General features: G+C 74.2%; 16 protein-coding genes. 12 read left to right on the top strand and 4 right to left on the bottom strand.

What is annotated here, in order from left to right; genetic code table 11:
- Window positions 1–5 precede the first annotated feature (5 nt).
- From egtC to AC1VWI_RS36945, 7 genes are all read left to right on the top strand, one after another.
- Complete coding sequence (gene egtC / locus AC1VWI_RS36975; RefSeq protein WP_499515387.1) at window positions 6–761, top strand: ergothioneine biosynthesis protein EgtC; 756 nt, start codon at window positions 6–8, stop codon at window positions 759–761.
- Complete coding sequence (gene egtD / locus AC1VWI_RS36970) at window positions 758–1,720, top strand: L-histidine N(alpha)-methyltransferase (protein WP_499515386.1); 963 nt, start codon at window positions 758–760, stop codon at window positions 1,718–1,720. Before egtC ends, egtD begins: the two co-directional genes overlap by 4 nt.
- 143 nt (window positions 1,721–1,863) lie before the next feature.
- Window positions 1,864–3,405 (top strand): FUSC family protein, encoded by a 1,542-nt coding sequence (locus AC1VWI_RS36965; RefSeq protein ID WP_499515385.1) that lies wholly within the window; start codon window positions 1,864–1,866, stop codon window positions 3,403–3,405.
- 14 nt (window positions 3,406–3,419) lie between these two features.
- Complete coding sequence (locus tag AC1VWI_RS36960; protein WP_499517000.1) at window positions 3,420–3,971, top strand: MarR family winged helix-turn-helix transcriptional regulator; 552 nt, start codon at window positions 3,420–3,422, stop codon at window positions 3,969–3,971.
- A gap of 136 nt (window positions 3,972–4,107) precedes the next feature.
- Window positions 4,108–4,890: a GNAT family N-acetyltransferase gene (locus AC1VWI_RS36955; protein ID WP_499515384.1), complete on the top strand. Its 783-nt coding sequence runs from the start codon at window positions 4,108–4,110 to the stop codon at window positions 4,888–4,890.
- 1 nt (window position 4,891) lies between these two features.
- Window positions 4,892–5,809 (top strand): lysophospholipid acyltransferase family protein, encoded by a 918-nt coding sequence (locus AC1VWI_RS36950; protein ID WP_499515383.1) that lies wholly within the window; start codon window positions 4,892–4,894, stop codon window positions 5,807–5,809.
- A 155-nt stretch (window positions 5,810–5,964) separates the two neighbouring features.
- Window positions 5,965–6,834, top strand: coding sequence for a S1 family peptidase (locus AC1VWI_RS36945; protein WP_499515382.1), 870 nt, complete (start codon window positions 5,965–5,967; stop codon window positions 6,832–6,834).
- A gap of 7 nt (window positions 6,835–6,841) precedes the next feature.
- Here AC1VWI_RS36945 and AC1VWI_RS36940 read toward each other — a convergent pair whose 3' ends face one another.
- Window positions 6,842–8,665 (bottom strand): AMP-dependent synthetase/ligase, encoded by a 1,824-nt coding sequence (locus tag AC1VWI_RS36940; protein ID WP_499515381.1) that lies wholly within the window; start codon window positions 8,663–8,665, stop codon window positions 6,842–6,844.
- A 146-nt stretch (window positions 8,666–8,811) separates the two neighbouring features.
- On the opposite strand from AC1VWI_RS36940, the gene AC1VWI_RS36935 reads away from it, so the two are divergent.
- The 4 genes from AC1VWI_RS36935 to AC1VWI_RS36920 all read left to right on the top strand — a co-directional run bounded on the left by AC1VWI_RS36935 (window position 8,812) and on the right by AC1VWI_RS36920 (window position 13,718).
- Entirely contained in the window at window positions 8,812–9,054 is a 243-nt protein-coding gene (locus tag AC1VWI_RS36935; RefSeq protein ID WP_499515380.1) for a hypothetical protein, read from the top strand.
- Window positions 9,055–9,217: 163 nt separating this feature from the next.
- Window positions 9,218–10,693 carry an SDR family NAD(P)-dependent oxidoreductase gene (locus AC1VWI_RS36930; RefSeq protein WP_499515379.1) on the top strand — a complete coding sequence of 492 codons (1,476 nt, stop codon included), beginning with the start codon at window positions 9,218–9,220 and terminating at the stop codon, window positions 10,691–10,693.
- 92 nt (window positions 10,694–10,785) lie between these two features.
- Window positions 10,786–13,128: an FHA domain-containing protein gene (locus AC1VWI_RS36925; RefSeq protein WP_499515378.1), complete on the top strand. Its 2,343-nt coding sequence runs from the start codon at window positions 10,786–10,788 to the stop codon at window positions 13,126–13,128.
- A gap of 5 nt (window positions 13,129–13,133) precedes the next feature.
- A complete protein-coding gene (locus tag AC1VWI_RS36920; protein WP_499515377.1) occupies window positions 13,134–13,718 on the top strand; it encodes an SH3 domain-containing protein in 585 nt (194 codons plus the stop codon).
- A gap of 662 nt (window positions 13,719–14,380) precedes the next feature.
- On the opposite strand, the gene AC1VWI_RS36915 is transcribed toward AC1VWI_RS36920, so the two are convergent.
- Window positions 14,381–15,679, bottom strand: a complete 1,299-nt coding sequence (locus AC1VWI_RS36915; protein WP_499515376.1) for a streptophobe family protein — start codon at window positions 15,677–15,679, stop codon at window positions 14,381–14,383.
- Between the two features lie 88 nt (window positions 15,680–15,767).
- Between AC1VWI_RS36915 and AC1VWI_RS36910 the strand changes: the two genes are divergently transcribed.
- Window positions 15,768–16,631: a DUF6777 domain-containing protein gene (locus AC1VWI_RS36910; RefSeq protein WP_499515375.1), complete on the top strand. Its 864-nt coding sequence runs from the start codon at window positions 15,768–15,770 to the stop codon at window positions 16,629–16,631.
- A 135-nt stretch (window positions 16,632–16,766) separates the two neighbouring features.
- Here AC1VWI_RS36910 and AC1VWI_RS36905 read toward each other — a convergent pair whose 3' ends face one another.
- Both AC1VWI_RS36905 and AC1VWI_RS36900 read right to left on the bottom strand, forming a co-directional pair.
- Window positions 16,767–17,222 carry a Crp/Fnr family transcriptional regulator gene (locus AC1VWI_RS36905; RefSeq protein ID WP_499515374.1) on the bottom strand — a complete coding sequence of 152 codons (456 nt, stop codon included), beginning with the start codon at window positions 17,220–17,222 and terminating at the stop codon, window positions 16,767–16,769.
- Between the two features lie 48 nt (window positions 17,223–17,270).
- Complete coding sequence (locus AC1VWI_RS36900; protein ID WP_499515373.1) at window positions 17,271–18,560, bottom strand: phosphoribosyltransferase family protein; 1,290 nt, start codon at window positions 18,558–18,560, stop codon at window positions 17,271–17,273.
- Window positions 18,561–18,600: the final 40 nt, after the last annotated feature.

Raw genomic sequence — 18,600 nt, 5'->3', positions numbered from 1 at the left:
GGCTGATGTGCCGGCACCTGGCGTACGTCGGGCCGCCCGTCGCGCTCCGCGAGCTCGTCATCGACCCGCCGCACTCGCTGTACCGCCAGTCGTGGGCGCCGCGCCGGCAGAAGTACGGCACGGTCAACGCCGACGGCTTCGGGCTCGGCTGGTACGCGGACGGGGATCCGCTGCCCGCGCGCTACCGGCGCTCCGGGCCGGTGTGGGACGACCCGTCCTTCGCGGACGTGTGCCGGGTGACGCGCTCCGGAGCGCTGCTCGGCGCGGTCCGCGACATCACCGAGGGCTCGGTGGCCGACGAGTCCGCCGCCGCGCCGTACACGGCGGACCGCTGGCTGTTCAGCCACAACGGCGCGCTGCGCGGCTGGCCGCACTCGGTCGCCGAGGCGGCCCGCACGCTGCCCCCCGAGGAGCTGCTGACCTTGGAGGCACGCTGCGACTCCGCCCTGGCCTGGGCGCTGACCCTGCACCGGCTGCGCGCCGGCGCCGGTGCGGACGAGGCGCTCGCCGACACCGTCGGCCGGCTGGCCGCGCTGACCCCCGACTCACGGCTCAACTTCCTGCTGACCGACGGCCGGGCGATCACCGGTACCGCCTGGGGCGACACGCTCTGGTACCTGGACACGCCCGGCCGCTCCCTCGTCGTGGCCTCCGAGCCGTACGACGACAGTCCGCGCTGGACCGAGGTCCCCGACCGCCACCTGCTGTACGGCGATCCCACCGAGGTCCTGCTGATCCCGCTCAAGGAGCCGCACCTGTGAGCCCGTTCACCCTCACCCGCACCCTGCCCGCCGACGCCACCGCGGCCGCGCTGCGCGCCGACGTGGCGTACGGGCTGACCCGCAGCCCCAAGCAGCTCCCGCCCAAGTGGTTCTACGACGCCCGCGGCAGCGAGCTGTTCGAGGAGATCACCCGGCTGCCCGAGTACTACCCGACCCGCGCCGAGCGGGAGATCCTGCACGCGAGGGCGCCGGAGATCGCCAAGGCGACCGGCGCCCGCACCCTCGTCGAGCTGGGCTCCGGCTCCTCGGAGAAGACCCGGCTGCTCATCGGCGCGCTGGGCGCACCGCTGACGTACGTGCCGATCGACGTCAGCGAGTCCGCGCTCAGAGGGGCCGGCGACGCCTTGCTCGCCGACCACCGGGAGCTGACCGTGCACGCGCTCGTCGCCGACTTCCAGCACGGCCTGACCCTCCCCGGGACTCCCGGGCCGCGGCTGGTCGCCTTCCTCGGCGGCACGATCGGCAACCTGCTGCCGCAGGAGCGGGCACGTTTCCTCTCCTCGGTCCGGGCCCTGCTCTCCCAGGGCGACGCGCTGCTGCTCGGCACCGACCTGGTCAAGGACGAGGCGACGCTGGTGGCGGCGTACGACGACGCGCAGGGGGTCACGGCCGCCTTCAACAAGAACGTCCTGTCGGTCATCGACCGCGAGCTCGGCGCGGACTTCCACCCGGACGACTTCGACCACCTCGCCGTGTGGGACCGCGAGGAGGAGTGGATCGAGATGCGTCTGCGGGCGCGCGCGGACGTGACCGTGAAGGTCCCCGCGCTCGACCTGTCCGTGGACTTCGCCCGCGGCGAGGAGATGCGCACCGAGGTCTCCGCCAAGTTCCGCGAGGAGGGCGTGCGGGCCGAGCTGGGCGCCGCCGGTCTCGCCCTGCGGCACTGGTGGACGGATGCCGAGGGGCGGTTCGCGCTGTCGCTGGCGTTCCCCGCCTGATCCGCGCGGGTCCGCGTGTGGCCGGTCCCGGGGGCCGGCCACCGCGTTCGTCGCGGGTCCGTCCGTCCGGGTCCGTCCGGGTCCGTCCGGGCCGGCCGGCCGGATTATCTTTCACGAGTAAAACATCTGCTAAGCTTTCCCCTATGCCCGCTTTCCCCCTCCCCGTCCGCGGCGCCTTCCGGCTCCGCACCGTCCAGGACCTCTGGCACCGCCGGGCCCTCAGCGTCGTCGTCGCCGTGGGCCTGATCGAGGTGACGCTGCTGGCCCTGGGGCGCCTGGACCTGGTGCTGTACGCCGCCGGCGGCGGACTGTGCGCCCTGTACGCGCACGGGCTGCCCTTCGGCGCCCGGGCCCGGACGCTCGCCCTGGTCGTCCTGGGCATGGCCGCCGGGGCCGGGGTGGCGCTGACCACCGCGGCGCTGACCCAGTCGACGCCGGTCCGGGTGGCGGTGGCCGCTCTGCTCGCGGCGGTGCACAAGGTGGTGTGCGACGCGACACGGATCGGGCCGCCCGGGAACGTGATCTTCACCTTCGTGGCCGCGAGCGCGGCCTTCGTCCCGCAGACCCTCGGGCAGGTGCCCGCGCACACCGGGCTGGTGCTGCTCGGCGGGGCCGTCGCCTGGCTGGTGTGCATGGCCCCGGTGCTCGTGCGGCCGCACGCCCCCGAGCGCACCGCCGTCGCGCGGGCCCTGGAGGTCCGGGCGCGCGCGCTGACCGACGGGGGCGCCCCCGGCAGCCGCCACGAGGCCACCCTGGCCGTGCACACCGCCTGGCACACCCTGCGGGCGGCCCGGACCACCGTCCATCTGGTGGGCCTGGAGCGGCTGCTGGCACGCGCCGAGGCCGCCGAGCCGGCCGACGCGGACCGGCTCACCGAGTGGGCCCGCACCCTGCGCCGTACCCGCACCCTGCCGGACCCCGGCCCCGCCGCGCGCACCCCCGCCCCTTCCGTCGGCACCCGGACCGGCCGGGCGGGGCGGCCCCACCGCCCCGGCCTGCGGCATCTGCTCCCCGTCGGGCTGCGCGTCCTGCTCGGCAGCGCCCTGGCGGGGTGGGGATCGATGGCCCTGGGCGTGGACCGGCCGTACTGGGCCGTGGTGACCGCCGCGGCCGTCTTCGCCGCCAACACCACCCTGTCGTGGCACCGCGCGCTGCAGCGGGTGCTCGGCAACCTCCTGGGCGTGCTGCTGTTCACCGTCCTGGTGCCGTTCACGGCCACCGGGGCCGTGGCCCTCATCGTGACCGCGCTGGCCTGCAATTTCGCGGCCGAGGCGACCATCGCGCGCAACTACTGGATCGCCAGCGCCTTCGTGACGCCCATGGCCATGATCATGACCGAGTTCGCGGGCGCACAGCCCGCCGGCCGGCTGGTGGCCGACCGCTGGCTGGACACCCTCGTCGGCGCCGCCGCCGGGCTGCTCGCCTGCTTCGCCGTGCCGAACCGCCGGGCGGGCCACCGGGTGGGCGCCGCGCTGCGGCGCCTGGAGCACGAACTCGCCGCGCCCGTCGCCCGCGAGGCCCGGCTCGTGGCCGCCCTCCTGGAACTGCGCGAAGCCGCCGACACCGCCTCCGGCGAATGGTGGAGCCGGGCCCTGCCCGAGCGTCGGATCGCCGCCGCGGAGGACCGCGGCCACCTGATGCTGGCAGGTCGGCGCGGGGACGGCCGGTCCGTCACCGTGCCGTGACGACGCGTACGATCATGCGCACGCCGCCGGAGCCGCCGGCGTACGGAGGAAGGACAACCCGCGTGGAGGACGCCGTCGCGACGGTGCTGCGCCAGTGGCAGGACGTCTACCCGGACCTGGACTTCGGGCCGGTCGCCGTGATCGGCAGGCTGAACCGCTGCACCGCACTGCTGCAGCAGGTCACCGAGACGCCCCTGGGTCGCGAAGGCCTCACCCGCCCCGAGTACGACATCCTCATCGCCCTGCGCCGCGTCGGCGGGGAGCTGACCCCGGGCCGGCTGGCCCGGGAGACCTTCGCCTCGGGCGCCGCGGTCACCAAGCGGATCAAGCTGCTGGAGGAGCGCACCCTGGTCGCCCGCCGCCCGGACAGCCGCGACCGCCGGGTCTCCCACCTGCGGCTGACCGAGGAGGGCCGCGCGCTCGTCGACCGCGTCCTGCCCGAGCAGCTCGCCTACGAGACGGGGCTGCTGTCCGGGCTCCCGGAGGGCCGCCGCGAGGAGCTGGCGGGCATCCTCGGCGAGCTCCTGCTGCTGCTCGAAGGCCGCTTGGGAGCGCTTTCCGGGTGAAGCGGGCGGCCCGCGGACCCACGGCACCGGCACTTCAGCGAGCGCACATCTGCGCGCTCCGTCAAGGACACGCCAAGGCAAGGCCGCGACGGGACAGATAAGGGTGTCCCCGTCCCCCTGACCAGGGAATCGCGCCATGACCGCTTCGTACGAACTCGCTCCCGTCGTCGACACCCCGACCGACCGCCCCCGCTATTCGGTGAGCCTCGCCCAGGACGAGGCGGAGGTGCGGGCCGCACAGCGTCTGCGGCACCAGGTGTTCGCCGGGGAGATGGGGGCCCTGCTGGACACGCCCGAGCCGGGCCTGGACGTCGACGCCCTCGACGCCTTCTGCGACCACCTGCTGGTGAAGGACGACCGCACCGGCGAGGTCGTCGGCACCTACCGGCTGCTCACCCCCGCCAACGCCCGCCGCGCGGGCCGCAACTACTCCGAGTCCGAGTTCGACCTGACCCGGCTCGCGCCGATCCAGCACGACATGGTCGAGGTGGGCCGCTCGTGCGTGCACCCCGACCACCGTGACGGGGCCGTCGTCGCGCTGATGTGGGGCGGCATCACCCGCTACATGGCGACCACCGGCCACAACTGGGTCGCCGGCTGCTGCTCGGTGCCCCTCACCGACGGCGGCGCGCTGGCCGCGGGCGTGTGGGACCGGGTCTCCGCCAAGAACATGGCCCCCGAGGAGTACCTGGTCTCCCCGCACCGCCCCTGGGACCCGGCGGGCATCGTCCGCCCGGCCCGGACCACGCTGCCCGCGCTGCTCCGCGGCTACCTGCGGCTGGGCGCCTGGGTGTGCGGCGAGCCCGCCTACGACCCGGACTTCGGCGTCGCCGACCTGTTCATCCTGCTCTCGCTGGAGCGCACCGACGAGCGCTACCTGCGCCACTTCGGCGCCATCGGCTCGCTCGGATCGGTCTGAGATGGCCGCGGCGTGGTGGTCGCCGGTCGCCCCCTGCACCCCGCAGGCGTGCGTGACCGGCGACGGTCAGGTGGTGGGCCGGGTCCGGCGGCTGCTGCGGTACGCCGCCGCTCTGGTGGTGCTGTTCACCGGCGCCGTGCTCTCGGTACCGCTCGGCGCGCTGTGCGGCCCGGCCGGGCGCGAGCGGCTGATCCGGCACTGGACCCGCTCACTGGCGGCGGCCTTCGGCGTCCGGGTGCGGCTGCCCGAGCCTGCGCCACGGGAGCCGGGCCGCGGCCTGCTGGTGGTCTCCAACCACGTGTCGTGGCTGGACATCCCGCTGATCGCCGCGGTCTTCCCGGGCCGCAACGTCGCCAAGCGGGAGATCCGCGACTGGCCGGTGATCGGGCGGCTGTGCGTGCGCGGCCGCACGATCTTCATCGACCGGGAACGGATCCGCGCGCTGCCGGACACGGTGGCGGAGGTCGCGGCGGCGCTGCGCTCGGGCGCGACGGTGGTGGCCTTCCCGGAGGGCAGCACCTGGTGCGGCCGTGAGGAAGGCCGGTACCGCCGGGCGCTGTTCCAGGCCGCGCTGGACGCCGGCGCAGACGTGCAGCCGCTGCTCATCCGCTACCGGCACGCCGACGGGAGGCCCAGCACCGAGGCGGCGTTCCTCGGCGAGGACACCCTGATGGACTCGGTGCGCCGGGTGGTGGCGGCCCGCGGACTCACCGCGGAAGTGGCGGCGTTCCCCCGCATCGCGGCGGGCTCGCTCCCGGACCGGCGTGCGCTCGCGGCCGCCGCCCGCCACGCCTTGGTCGCCCCCGCGCCGCGCGCGGCCGTACCGGTCCAGGCCGGTCCCCACGAGCGCGGGACGGACGTCCGGATCGGCGCGCCCGCCCGCCGGGCGGGCGACCGGGTCGTGGGGCTCCCGGGCTGACGCCCCGTCACCGGACCGTGCCCGCCGGCAGCCGCCTCCGGCGCGCCGTCGGGCGCGGTCCGGCCGCATGGGGCCCTCTTGTGACCACCCTCTCGAGTTCACAACAATGTCCATGCCAAAACCGAAAGAACTTCGGTCTCGAGAGGACCCCCCACATGAAACGACCTCTCAGAGGAGTCTTCGCGGCTGCCCTTGCGGCCCTCGCCGCGGTCGCGTCCCTCGGGCTGTCCGCAGCCCCCGCCTCGGCGGCCGGCCGGGACACCGCGGCCGCACCGGACGCCAGGGCCGCCGTCACCGTCGACTTCGCCGGCACGGTGTCGCTCAGCAACTGCTCCGGGTCGCTCATCCGCTTCCCGGGCTCCGCGTCCACCGACCCCGCCCTGGTGCTCTCCAACGGGCACTGCCTGACCAGCGGCTTCCTCGACCCCGGCGAGGTGCTGGTCAACCAGACGTCGACACGCACCTTCGGCCTGCTCAACTCCTCGGGCCGCTCGGTCGCCACGCTGCGCGCCACCAAGCTGGCGTACGCGACCATGACCGACACCGACATCTCGGTGTACCAGCTGAACCGCACCTACGCGCAGATCCAGTCCTCCTACGGGATCTCCGCGCTGGAGGTCTCCGGTACGCACCCGGTGCAGGGCACGGCCATCAAGGTCGTCTCCGGCTACTGGAAGACCATCTACAGCTGCAGCATCGACGGCTTCGTCCACCTCCTCAAGGAGGGCGACTGGACCTGGAAGGACTCGGTCCGCTACACCTCCTCGTGCAACACCATCGGCGGCACCTCGGGTTCGCCCGTCATCGACACCGCGACCGGCAAGGTCGTCGCCATCAACAACACGGGGAACGAGGACGGCGGCCGCTGCACCCTCAACAACCCCTGCGAGGTGGCCGAGAACGGCACCGTCACCGTCCGCCAGGGCATCAACTACGCCGAGCAGACCTACGGGATCGGCACGTGCGTGACCACGGGCAACCGGTTCGACCTCACCCTGCCCGGATGCCTGCTCCCCAAGCCGTGACCACGGTTCAGCGCCGGTACATCGCGTCGATCTCGGCGGCGTAGGCCTCCTCGACCGCCCGGCGCCTGAGCTTGCGGGAGGGGGTGACCAGCCCCCGCTCCTCGGTGAACGAGGCGGCCAGCACGCGGAACGAACGGATCGACTCCGCCTTCGACACCCGCGTGTTGGCCGCCGACACCGCCCGCCGCACCTCGGTCTCCAGTTCCGGGTCGCGCACCAGCTCCTGCAGCCCGGCCTCGGCCTTGCCGCGCAACCGCAGCCACTGGGCCGTCGCCTCGGCGTCCAGGGTCACCAGGGCCGTCACGTAGGGCCGGTCGTTGCCGATGACCAGGCAGTGCTCGACCAGCGGATGCTCGCGGACGCGTTCCTCCAGGACGGCCGGGGAGAGGTTCTTGCCGCTGGTGGTGACGATGATCTCCTTCTTGCGGCCGGTGATCGTCAGGTAGCCGTGCTCGTCGAGGAAGCCGAGGTCGCCGGTGTGCAGCCAGCCGTCGCGCAGGGCCTGCGCCGTGGCCCCCGGGTCGCCGAGGTAACCGGAGAAGACGGCCGGGCCGCGGAGCAGGATCTCGCCCTCGTCCGAGATCCGCACGTCCGTGCCGGGCACGGGGAGGCCGACCGTGCCGTAGCGCACCCGCCCGGGCGGGTTGGCGGTGGCGGCCGAGGTGGACTCGGTGAGTCCGTAGCCCTCGTACACCGTGACCCCCGCGCCCTCCAGGAACAGCCCGAGCCGCCGCCCCATGGTGGAGCCGCCGCTCACCGCGTTGCGGACCCGGCCGCCCAGCGCCTCGCGGACCCTGGCGTACACCATCCGGTCGTAGACGCGGTGCAGCACGCGCAGCGCCGCGCTCGGTCCGGGGCCGGTGCCCAGCGCACGGCGCTCGCGGGCCTCGGCGAAGCGCACGGCCACGTCGACGGCCTTGTCGAACACACCGAGGTGGCCGGCCTCCTCCGCCTTGTCGCGCGCGGCGTTGAAGACCTTCTCGAAGACGTACGGCACGGCGAGCACGAACGTCGGCCGGAACAGCGCCAGGTCGGGCAGGAGCTCGGCGGCCGTCATCCCGGGCTGGTGGCCCAGGCGCACCCTCGCCCGTACGGCCGCCACCTGGATCATGCGGCCGAAGACGTGGGCCAGCGGCAGGAAGAGCAGCACGGACGGCTGCGCGGAGGTGCCGCTGTCGAAGACCGGCCGCCAGCCGGCGATGAGGTTGTCGGTCTGGCACATGAAGTTGCCGTGGGTCAGGACGCAGCCCCGGGGGCGTCCGGTGGTGCCCGAGGTGTAGATCACGGTGGCGACGGCGTCGGGCGTCACGGCGAGCCGGTGCCGGTGGACCACGTCCTCGGAGATCCGCTCCCCGTCGGCCACCAGCTGCTTCACCGCCCCGGAGTCCAGCTGCCAGACGCGGGTCACGGCGGGCAGCCGGTCGATCACCGAGCCCAGCGTCATGGCGTGGTCCTCGTGCTCCAGGACGCAGCCGACGGCGCCGGTGTCGTGGAGGATCCAGCGCAGCTGCTCGGCGGAGGAGGTCGGGTAGACGGGCACCGGCTGCGCCCCGATGGTCCACAGCGCGAAGTCGAAGAGCGTCCACTCGTACCGGGTGCGCGACATGATCCCCACCCGGTCCCCGAACCGCACCCCGTGCGCGAGCAGCCCCTTGGCCAGGGCCGTCACCTCGTCGCGGAACTCGGCCGTGGTCACGTCCCGCCAGCGGCCGTCCTCCTTGCGGCCCAGCCGCACCTCGTCCGGGGCCTGCGCCGCGGTCTCGAACACCACGTCGGCCAGGCCGCCGGCGAGGGTGGCCGGGACCAGCGCGGGCAGACTGAATTCGCGCACGCGGGCACCTCGTGGGGGGTTGGAGCGGGCGGAGAAGCGTAACGTAACGGATCTCTCACGCACTGTCGGCCCACGGCCGGGTCGCTGTCCGGGTTCTTCACCAAACCTCCCCCGGCGAGAGATCATGGATGCAGGAGGTGACCTCCATGACCACCAGGATCCGACTCCACGGCGGCCCCGGGGACGGTCTCACCCTCGGCATCGCACTGGGAGCCGGGGGGCAGCCCCCCGATGGCATCCTGTACGACCCGCTGGCCATCAGCGTGCAGGACGCGGGGGCGCACCAGGCGTGGCCGGACAGCGCCGCGTACTACAAGCGCCTCGAGCACATGGCCGACGAGCCGTGGGACTACGCGTACGAGAGCGAGGCCACCGCCCCCCTGGAGTGACCCGCCGGCACGCCGCGGACCGTACCGGGGCCGCCCCCGGGCCGCCGGCTGCGGCCGCCGGGGACGCACGGGCGAAAGCCGCCGTTTTGGCCGGGCGCCCCGGCCTCCGTAGAGTTCCGCAGGACACCAGTGGGAACACACGATCCAGGGAACGACGGCGGGCATGACGGCGACCGAGAACGAGCAGAGCACGGCAACGGCCTGGGAGGGCGTCCCCGGCATCGACCCGGCGCGCCTGGAGCTGTGCCTCAGCGTGCTCAGGGAGCTCGACGAGCTGCCGATCGACCACCCCGACGCGGTCACCGTGCGCAAGGCCACGGCCGGCATCTACCGGATGGTGAAGCAGCGCCGCCGGCAGGACCGGCGGGCCGCCAAGACCGCCCACGACAAGATGGTCACCGAGTCCACCGCGACCGGCTCCGCCGAGCGGATCGACGACGAGACCCAGGGGCTGCTGCCCTCCTCGTCGACGACCGGTGCGATCGCGGGCGTCCTGCGGCGACCGCGCTCCTGCTACGTGTGCAAGGGGCGCTACGTCGAGGTCGACGCCTTCTACCACCAGCTGTGCCGGGAGTGCGCGGCCGCCAACCGTGCCCGGCGCGACGCGCGCACCGACCTGACCGGCCGCCGCGCGCTGCTCACCGGCGGCCGGGCCAAGATCGGCATGTACATCGCGCACCGGCTGCTGCGCGACGGCGCCCACACCACCGTCACCACGCGCTTCCCCGCGGACGCCATCCGGCGCTTCAAGGCGATGCCGGACAGCGAGGAGTGGATCCACCGCCTCAAGATCGTCGGGATCGACCTCCGCGACCCCGCCCAGGTCGTCGCGCTCGCCGACTCGGTGGCCGCCGAGGGCCCCCTGGACATCCTGATCAACAACGCGGCGCAGACCGTGCGCCGCTCCCCCGCCGCCTACGCGGAACTGGTGGCCGCCGAGTCCGCCCCGCTCCCGGCCGGGGCGCTGCCCGTCTCGGAGGTCTTCGGGGCCTTCGGCAGCGGTGCCCAGCCCGCGCTGCCCGCCCCGCGCGCGGAGCTGTCGGCCCGGGCCCAGGAGGTCACGGACCTGGCGCTGGTGAGCGGTTCGGCCTCGCTCGCCCGGATCGAGGCCGGCACGGCGATCGACGCCGGCGGGCTGGTCCCCGACCTCGACGCGGCGAACAGCTGGAGCCGGGCCGTGGGCGAGGTCGACCCGGTCGAGATGCTCGAAGTGCAGCTGTGCAACGAGACCGCGCCGTTCATCCTGGTCAGCAGGTTGCGCCCGGCGATGGCGGCCGCCGCCGCCCGCCGCAAGTACGTGGTGAACGTCTCCGCGATGGAGGGCAAGTTCACCCGCGGCTACAAGGGCGCGGGCCATCCGCACACCAACATGGCGAAGGCCGCGCTCAACATGCTGACCCGTACCAGCGCGCGGGAGATGCTGGAGACCGACGGCATCCTGATGACCAGCGTCGACACCGGCTGGATCACCGACGAGCGGCCCCACCCGGACAAGATGCGCCTCGCCGAAGAGGGATTCCACGCCCCGCTGGACCTCATCGACGGCGCGGCCCGGGTGTACGACCCGATCGTCCGCGGCGAGCAGGGCGAGGACCTGCACGGGGTGTTCCTCAAGGACTACGCGCCGACCGAGTGGTGAGGGCCCCGGCACCGTCCCTCAGGGCCATGTGACGGCCCGTTGCGGGACAGGTGGGACAGGCGGGGCGGCCGGTCCGCGGCTACGATCGAAGCGTGGCCGAGCGAGGTTTCGCGCCCACCGCGCCCAAGCTCGTGCTCGAGACCGACGGGGACACCCGGATCCTGGTCCCGGGTCGGGAGTACCACGTCGGTCGCGACCCCGACGGTGACGTCGTCCTCGACGACCCCCGGGTGTCGTGGCACCACGCGGTGATCCGGCCCGCGGGCGACAGCTGGATGCTGCACGACCTGGGCAGCACCAACGGCACCTTCGTCAACGGCCGGCAGGTCCGGCAGTGGGGCGTCGGCCCGGGCAGCGTCATCCGCTTCGGGCACGCCGAGCAGGGGCCGTGCGCCCGGCTGAGCAGCGCCGAGGCGCCCACCGGGGTCTACCGGGCGCCGCCGATGGCCTCCCCCGCGGCGACCGGCACCTTCCGCCGCCCGACGTCGGTGCGGTCGCTGCCCGACCGCACGATCCACATCGGGCGCGCCTCCGACAACGACCTGGTCGTCTCGGACCTGCTGGTCTCACGGCACCACGCCGAACTGCGGTCGCTGCCGGACGGCGGCTACGAGATCGTCGACCTGCACAGCCACAACGGCACCTATCTGGACGGCCAGCGCGTCGAACGGGCGGTCGTGCACCAGGGCGACATCATCGACGTCGGCCACGCGGTCTTCCGGCTGGTCGGGGACAAGCTGCAGCAGTTCACCGACACCGGCGAGGTCTCGCTCAACGTCCGCGACCTGTCGGTGCGCGTGGACGACAGCGGCAAGGTGCTGCTGGACGACATCAGCTTCCCCGTCGGCGAGAAGTGCCTGCTGGCGGTGGTCGGGCCGAGCGGCTCCGGCAAGTCGACGCTGCTGAACGCCCTGACCGGCCTGCGCCCCGCAAACCACGGCACGGTGCTCTACGACGGGCGCGACCTGTACCGCGAGTACGCGGACCTGCGCCAGCGCATCGGCCTGGTCCCGCAGGACGACATCCTGCACCAGCAGCTCCCCGTCGGGCGCGCCCTGTCGTACGCCGCCGAACTCCGCTTCCCCGGCGACACCGCCAAGGAGGAACGGCAGGCCCGGGTGGACGAGGTGATCGCCGAACTCGGCCTGGAGGCCCGGGTGAAGCAGCCGGTCCACACCCTCTCCGGCGGCCAGCGCAAGCGCGTGAGCGTCGCCCTGGAACTGCTGACCAAGCCCTCGCTGCTCTTCCTGGACGAACCGACCTCCGGCCTGGACCCGGGGATGGACCGTTCGGTGATGACGATGCTGCGCGAGCTCGCCGACGACGGCCGCACGGTCATCGTGGTGACGCACAGCGTGCTCAGCCTGGAGGTCTGCGACCGGTTGCTGGTGATGGCCCCCGGCGGGCGCATGGCCTACTACGGGCCGCCCAGCAAGACCCTCCCCTTCTTCGGCTTCCGGCAGTGGCCGGAAGCCTTCGAGGCCTTCGAGAACGAGGAGAACCGCGACTGGGCGGGCCAGTACGAGGCCTCCCCGCTCTACGACGAGTACGTCGCGGCGGCGCTGGAACCCGCAGGACCGCAGCCCCCGGCGGAGCTCGAACCCCTGGAGCCGCCCAAGCCGCAGGGCTGGGGCGACCAGTTGTGGACGCTGGTGCGCCGCTACACGGCGTCGCTGGCCGCCGACCGCACCTTCCTGGCGATCATGGTGGCCCTGCCCTTCGTGATGGGCGGGATGGCGCGCGCACTGGCCGGCGGTGCGCTGGGCCGGAACAACGCGCTCAACGTGCTGCTGATCCTGTGCGTCGGCTCGGTGCTCACCGGGGCCGCCAACGCGGTCCGCGAACTCGTCAAGGAACGGGTCATCTACCAGCGGGAGCGGGCCGTGGGCCTGTCCCGCTCGGCCTACCTGGCGTCCAAGGTCGTGGTCCTGGGAGTGATCACCGTCGCGCAGGCGGTGGTCCTGACGATGGTCGCCCTCGTCGGCGTGCGTCTGAGACCCCAGGGCGGCAGCGGGGTCCTGATGCCACCGCTGCCGGAGATCACGCTGGCGGTGGCACTGCTGGCGTTCACCTCCATGATGCTCGGGCTGCTGATCTCGGCCCTGGTGCGCAAGGAGGAGGTGACCATGCCGCTGCTGGTACTGATCGCCATCGTGCAGGTCGTCTTCTGCGGCGCCCTGCTGCCCCTGCACGGGGTGCCGGGTCTGGAGCAGTTGTCCTGGCTGGTGCCCTCGCGCTGGGCGCTGGGGGCGATGGCCGCGACGCTGGACCTGCATGCCTTCACACCCAGCAACGTGACGTCGGACCCGCTCTTCCGGCCCGTGCCCTCGATGTGGCTGCTGAACATGGGCATGCTCGTGGTGCTGTCGGTGGCCTTCGGTCTCGTCGTGGTCAGGCTGCTGCGGCAGCACGAGCCGGCCGTCATGCGGAGGTAGGCCTGATGTACGAGCCGGAGTTCGTCCCCACCCATGTCGCCCCGGCGGGCGGACTGCCCACCTGGCGGGCGCCGGACGACTCCAGCCCCTCCGCGGGGCTGGACCCCCTGCTGCCGGTGCGGGTGACCGAGCACCGGGGCGACTGGGCGCGGGTCGTGTGCTCCAACGGCTGGTCCGCGTGGGTGGACGGACGGCTGCTGATCACGGTGCCGCAGGGCCCTCCGGCGGTGGGCGGCTCCCCGGCGCGCACGGCGGACGCCCGTCCGCTGCTGGACCGGCTGGTGGAGGCGCTCGGCTCCTACCGGACCATGGTGCAGGACCTCGCGGCCGGGACGATCGACCTGGAGACCTTCGACCGGGGAACGAGCGGGATGCGGATCGGCGCCGTCGTGGACGGCGACGCCGTCTGGCTCTTCGACGCCGAGCACGACCGCTGGTGCTACTGCGACGGCGCCCGCATGGCGACCTACGCCGCCGCCGACCCGCCCGCGATGCGGCCCGGCGAACCCCCGCCCCCGGCGGAGCCGCCGCTGCGCGACGACGCGTCCCCGACCGAGACCCACCCGATCACATGGGCGAGCGAATCCTGAGGCGGATACCAGGGCCGACGGCCGGTACTGCCCGGGCCACGCGCCGATGCCGATCGTCTGCCGCAGGCCCCAGGACACAGCCGTCGCCGCCGCGGCCCCCCGCACGACGGCGCCCGGACGGATCGCCACCCACAGAGCCCGGACCGGCCCCGGCCCGGCAGACCTCGCACCGGGCGACCCCGGGCACGGAGCCGCCCCATCACCCGGACGGGCAAACCTCCGCCTTGGGCGGGGCCGCCGCCGGGTCAGCCGTCAGCAGGACGGGCCGGTGTCAGGATGCGGGCGGCCATGCCGCCGAGCAGGTCTGCCGCCACGCCCGACAGCCCGGAATGCCGGCCCGCACGCGACGGCGCCGAGCTGCCACCGGCAGACCGGCCCCGGCCCGGCGGACCAGCCGCCGGGCGAACCTCGGCACGGACCCGCCCCATCACCCGGACGGACTAACCCCGAGGGCCGCCCGGCACGGCCTCAGGTGGCCCTGCGACCACGCGTTGACCGCGGTCCGCCGAGCAACCGTGCGCAGCCGCCGCGACGGCGCCCGGATCGCCACCCACAGAGCCCGAACCGGCCCCGGCCCGGCAGACCTCGCACCGGGCGACCCCGGGCACGGAGCCGTCCGATCACCCGGACGGGCAAACCTCCGCTCTGGTCGGGGCACCCGGTCAGCGGGCCGCAGCGTCCCGGCGGGCGGTGCGCCCGCGGGCGAGCAGGTGGACGGCCATGCTGCCGAGCAGGCCTGCCGCCACGCCCCACAGCGCGGCGATGCCGATCGCGGGGAGCAGGTTGGGGAGCAGCACGATCGAACCGCCGAGGCCGCCGGTGTCGGACGGGTCGCCGATGCCGAACAGCGACAGGCCGTAGTGCGCGTCGATCCGGGTGAGCACGCCGATCAGCAGCATGGCCGCCGCGGACGCCACCCCCAGGTGGACGGCGTTGCGCACGTGCCCCGTGCCGGGTCGCGCGCGCCAAGCGGTGGCCCAGCCGGCGCCCAGCATGGCGACGGCGGCCGCGACCACCAGCCACCACGCCCTGCCGTCGTGCTCGGAGAGCGACGCGAGGTCGAGGGTGGCCTCCCCGTCCCCGCTGCGCAGCACCGCGGCCAGCGCCTCCGGCATCGGCACACCCAGCGCCCCCTGCACGCTGCCGTGCCACGAGGCGCCCATGCCGAGACCGAGGGCGAGCCATGCCACGTTCGGCAGGCCGAGGAAGACGACGGCGAAGCTGTCCGCGGGCTCCGCGCGCGTGGAGGCGGTGACCACCGCGATCACGGCGCCGGCGACCACGTAGGCGAGCAGGACGCCCACCATGGCCCGGGCGGCCGGCCGGACGACGGTGTGCACGGGCACCAGCCGGGAGGGCAGGGGCGCCCGTCGTGACACGGCGAAGGCCAGGAGGAGGACGACGGCCAGCCAGAGCAGCCCGGCGACGACCGTGACCGGGACGTCGGCGCGGAAACCGACCGTGGGGGTGATGCCGAACAGGTCGCCGAGTTCGTTGAGGAACTCCTCGCCCGTGGAGATGGTGAAGGTGTGGCGTGCGCCGAGGGCGATCAGCAGCGTGACGAGGGCCCACAGCACACCCGTCCGGACGAAGAGCCACAGCAGCCGGTCCCCGGAGACCACCGCGTGCCGGCGCAGCGGCCGTACGACCACGTAGGCGGTGACGAGGGCTCCGGCCAGGGCGACGGAGAGCGGGAAGACGGTCACCGCCGCGTCCGACCGGGCGATGGTGCCCGCACCGCCCTCCAGGCCGACGCGGCCCCCGACGGCCATGACCACCGTAGCCGCGATGACGGGTAGGAAGGCGCCCTGCGGCAGCTCGGAGGCTCCGGCGAGCCACAGGCCCAGGGCCGCCACGACCACCATGACGGCGTACCCGGCCAGGACCGCGGCGAGTGCGTGCAGCCAGCCGTGGGTGGGCCCCGGGGCCGGGTGCGGGGCGGAGGGCGGATGCCGGGTCACGGTGTCAGGCTAAGCAGCCCGGCGGCAGCCCGCCCGTCCGGAATGTCCCGGCTTGCGGCCCGGCCGGAGGGTGGACGGAGAATGCGGGGTGACCTCACCCCCGCCCCAGGAGCCACCCGGCACCCCCGGCCCCGGCCACGACCCGCCAGCGCACGCACGCCGGCCGTGGTGGACGTCGAGCGCCGGGCTGTCGGCGCTCGCGGCACTGGGGGCCGCGGCGCTCGTCCTGGCGGTCTTCCTGGCCACACGGGGCGGCGACGGAGGCACGGCCGCACCCGGGCGGAGCCCGTCACCGACCCGGCCGCAGGTCGTGCTCCAGCCGGCGCGGGTGGCGGGCCTCGACTCCTTCACCGCGAGCACGGCCAAGGAGTCCCCGCCCCCGGACCCCCCCGCGCCCACCCTGACCCCGAAGCCCGCCGCCACGTACGGGGCGCCGAGCGTCTCCGGCGGTACGCGCGCCCTGTACGGCGGCACCAAGGGCGAGGCCGCCTGCGACGTCGCCGAGCAGACCGCGTCCCTGACCGCGGACCCCGGCAAGGCGGCCGCCTTCGCCCGGGTGGCGGGCATCGACGCCGACGGGATCGGGCGGTACCTGAAGTCGCTCACCCCCGCGCTGCTGCGCGCCGACACCAGGGTCACCGACCACGGCTTCGCGGACGGCTCCGCGACCTCCTTCGCGGCGGTCCTGGAGGCGGGCACGGCGGTGCTCGTCGACGACCGCGGTGTGCCCCGGGTGCGCTGCGCGGGCGGCAATCCGCTGGCGGCGCCGAAGGCGGTCAAGGGTGCCGGCCACACCGGGCAGGCGTGGCCCGGCTTCCGGGAGGCGGAGGTGGTCGCGGTGCGCCCCGCCCCGCAGGCGCACCGTTCGTTCGTCCTGTACGACGCGGGACGCGACGAGCTGTTCCGCCGCCCGGTCGGCACGAGGGGCGCCGACGACACCTGGGTGCGCTGACCCGGGCCACCGGGGCCCTTGGACTACGCCGCCGTGAACGCCGCCGTCAACGGCGGTGACCCGTCGCGGACTTCGCGGACGGGGAACGCTACCGGCAGTTGCCCCGCGTGCCGGCACGCGGCCGGATTCCGTCGGTCAGGAGTGCTCCTGGAGGCGCGGGCCGTACATGTCGAGCATCCTGGCCCGGGCCGAACCCAGCCGCTGGGCGATGGTCTGGGCGGCGGCCAGCACGATGGCCTGGCCCAGCACCGGGTTGTCCCGGCACAGGTCGCGGATCTCCGCCGCGCCGAACTCGTACGCGCCCACCGAGCCCAGCGCGTGGGCGCCGACCTGCCAGCGGTAGGGAGGGAACAGCCAGGACCAGCCGACGAGTTCGCCCGGACCCAGGGTCTCGACGGAGACGGCACCTCGGCCGGGCACGTCCATGTCGATGGAGACGGCACCCGATTCGACCACCCAGAACCGGTCGGCGAATCTGCCCTCGTCGCAGATGCGCCAGCTCTGCGGGAAGCTGACCTTCCTGGCGTGCTCCAGGAAGGCTCGGCGGTGGGCCGGCGGGAGTGAGTCCAGCATGGTCACCGTGCTGCTCATCGGCGCATCCTCCTGCTCCCTTCCACACCCCCTGACCTCAGGGTACGGTCACTCACCTGCCGTCGCAGGGAGGTGACCGGCCAACCAGTCACGGGCCAGGTGCGCCACCTCGTCGAGCGCTCCCGGCTCCTCGAACAGGTGGGTCGCGCCGGGCACCACGTGGAGCAGGCTGGGGCACTCGAGCGCCTCCTGGGCACGCTGGTTCAGCTCCAGGACCGTGACGTCCCGGCCGCCGACGATGAGCAGGGTGGGCGCCCTGACCTCGCCGAGCCGGGGCATGGCCAGATCAGGACGGCCGCCCCGGGACACCACCGAGGAGACATACGGGGCGGCCCGGGGGTCGGCCGCGGCCCACAGCGCGGCGGCCGCGCCGGTACTGGCACCGAAGTAGGCGAGCGGCAGGTTCTCCCCGCGGGCCCACGCGGTGACCTCGACCAGGCGGCCGGCGAGCAGTTCGACGTCGAAGACGTTGGCCCGGTCCGCCTCCTCGGCGGAGGTGAGCAGGTCGAACAGCAGGGTGCCGAGGCGGGCCTGGTTGAGGGCGGCGGCCACGGCCCGGTTGCGCGGGCTGTGCCGGCTGCTGCCGGTGCCGTGGGCGAAGAGCACCAGGGCCCGTGCGTCGGCGGGCATGGTCAGCGTCCCGGCGAGCCGCACCCCGGCCTCGCCACCTACGGCCAGGTCCGCCTCGGTGGTCCGCGGTCCCCGGGCGGCGGCCTGCTTGAGCAGCCCGGACACCTCGTCGTCAGCGGTCTGGGAGAAGTCGTGGTACCACTCCCCCACCGCGAAGAAGGCGCTCGGCGCCGCCAGGCACACCACGTCGTCGGCGGCGTGCCGCAGGGCGGGCAGCGACTGGGGCGAGGCCACGGGCACGGCGAGCACGACCCGGGCGGCGCCCTGGGAGCGGGCCACCTCGCAGGCGGCGAGGGCGGTGGCGCCGGTGGCGACGCCGTCGTCGACGAGGAGCACCGTGCGGCCGGCCAGCGGGGTGCGCGGGCGTCCCTCGCGGAAGCGGTGCGCCTGCCGGGCCAGCTCGGCCTCTTCCCGGTGCTCGACGGTGTCGATGTCGGCGCGGGAGACGTGGCTCATGCGGACGATGTCGTCGCTGAGCACCTTGGCGCCGCCCTCGCCGATGGCGCCGAAGCCCAGCTCCCGGTGGTACGGGACGCCGAGCTTGCGGACGACGATCACGTCCAGGGGTGCGTGCAGGGCCTGCGCCACCTCGTAGGCGACGACCACGCCGCCGCGCGGCAGGCCGAGCACGATGGGGTTGTCGAATTCCAGATGCCGCAGCCGCTCGGCGAGCTGCCGTCCGGCATCCGCGCGGTCTGTGAAGTGCATGGTTCCACCCCCGCGAGCGGGGAGATGCGGGACTCCTTAC

The sequence above is a fragment of the Streptomyces sp. TOM-9 genome (genome assembly GCF_056858595.1).
Note: the sequence above shows the minus strand (reverse complement) of the source record. Positions and strands in the feature narration are given on the sequence as shown.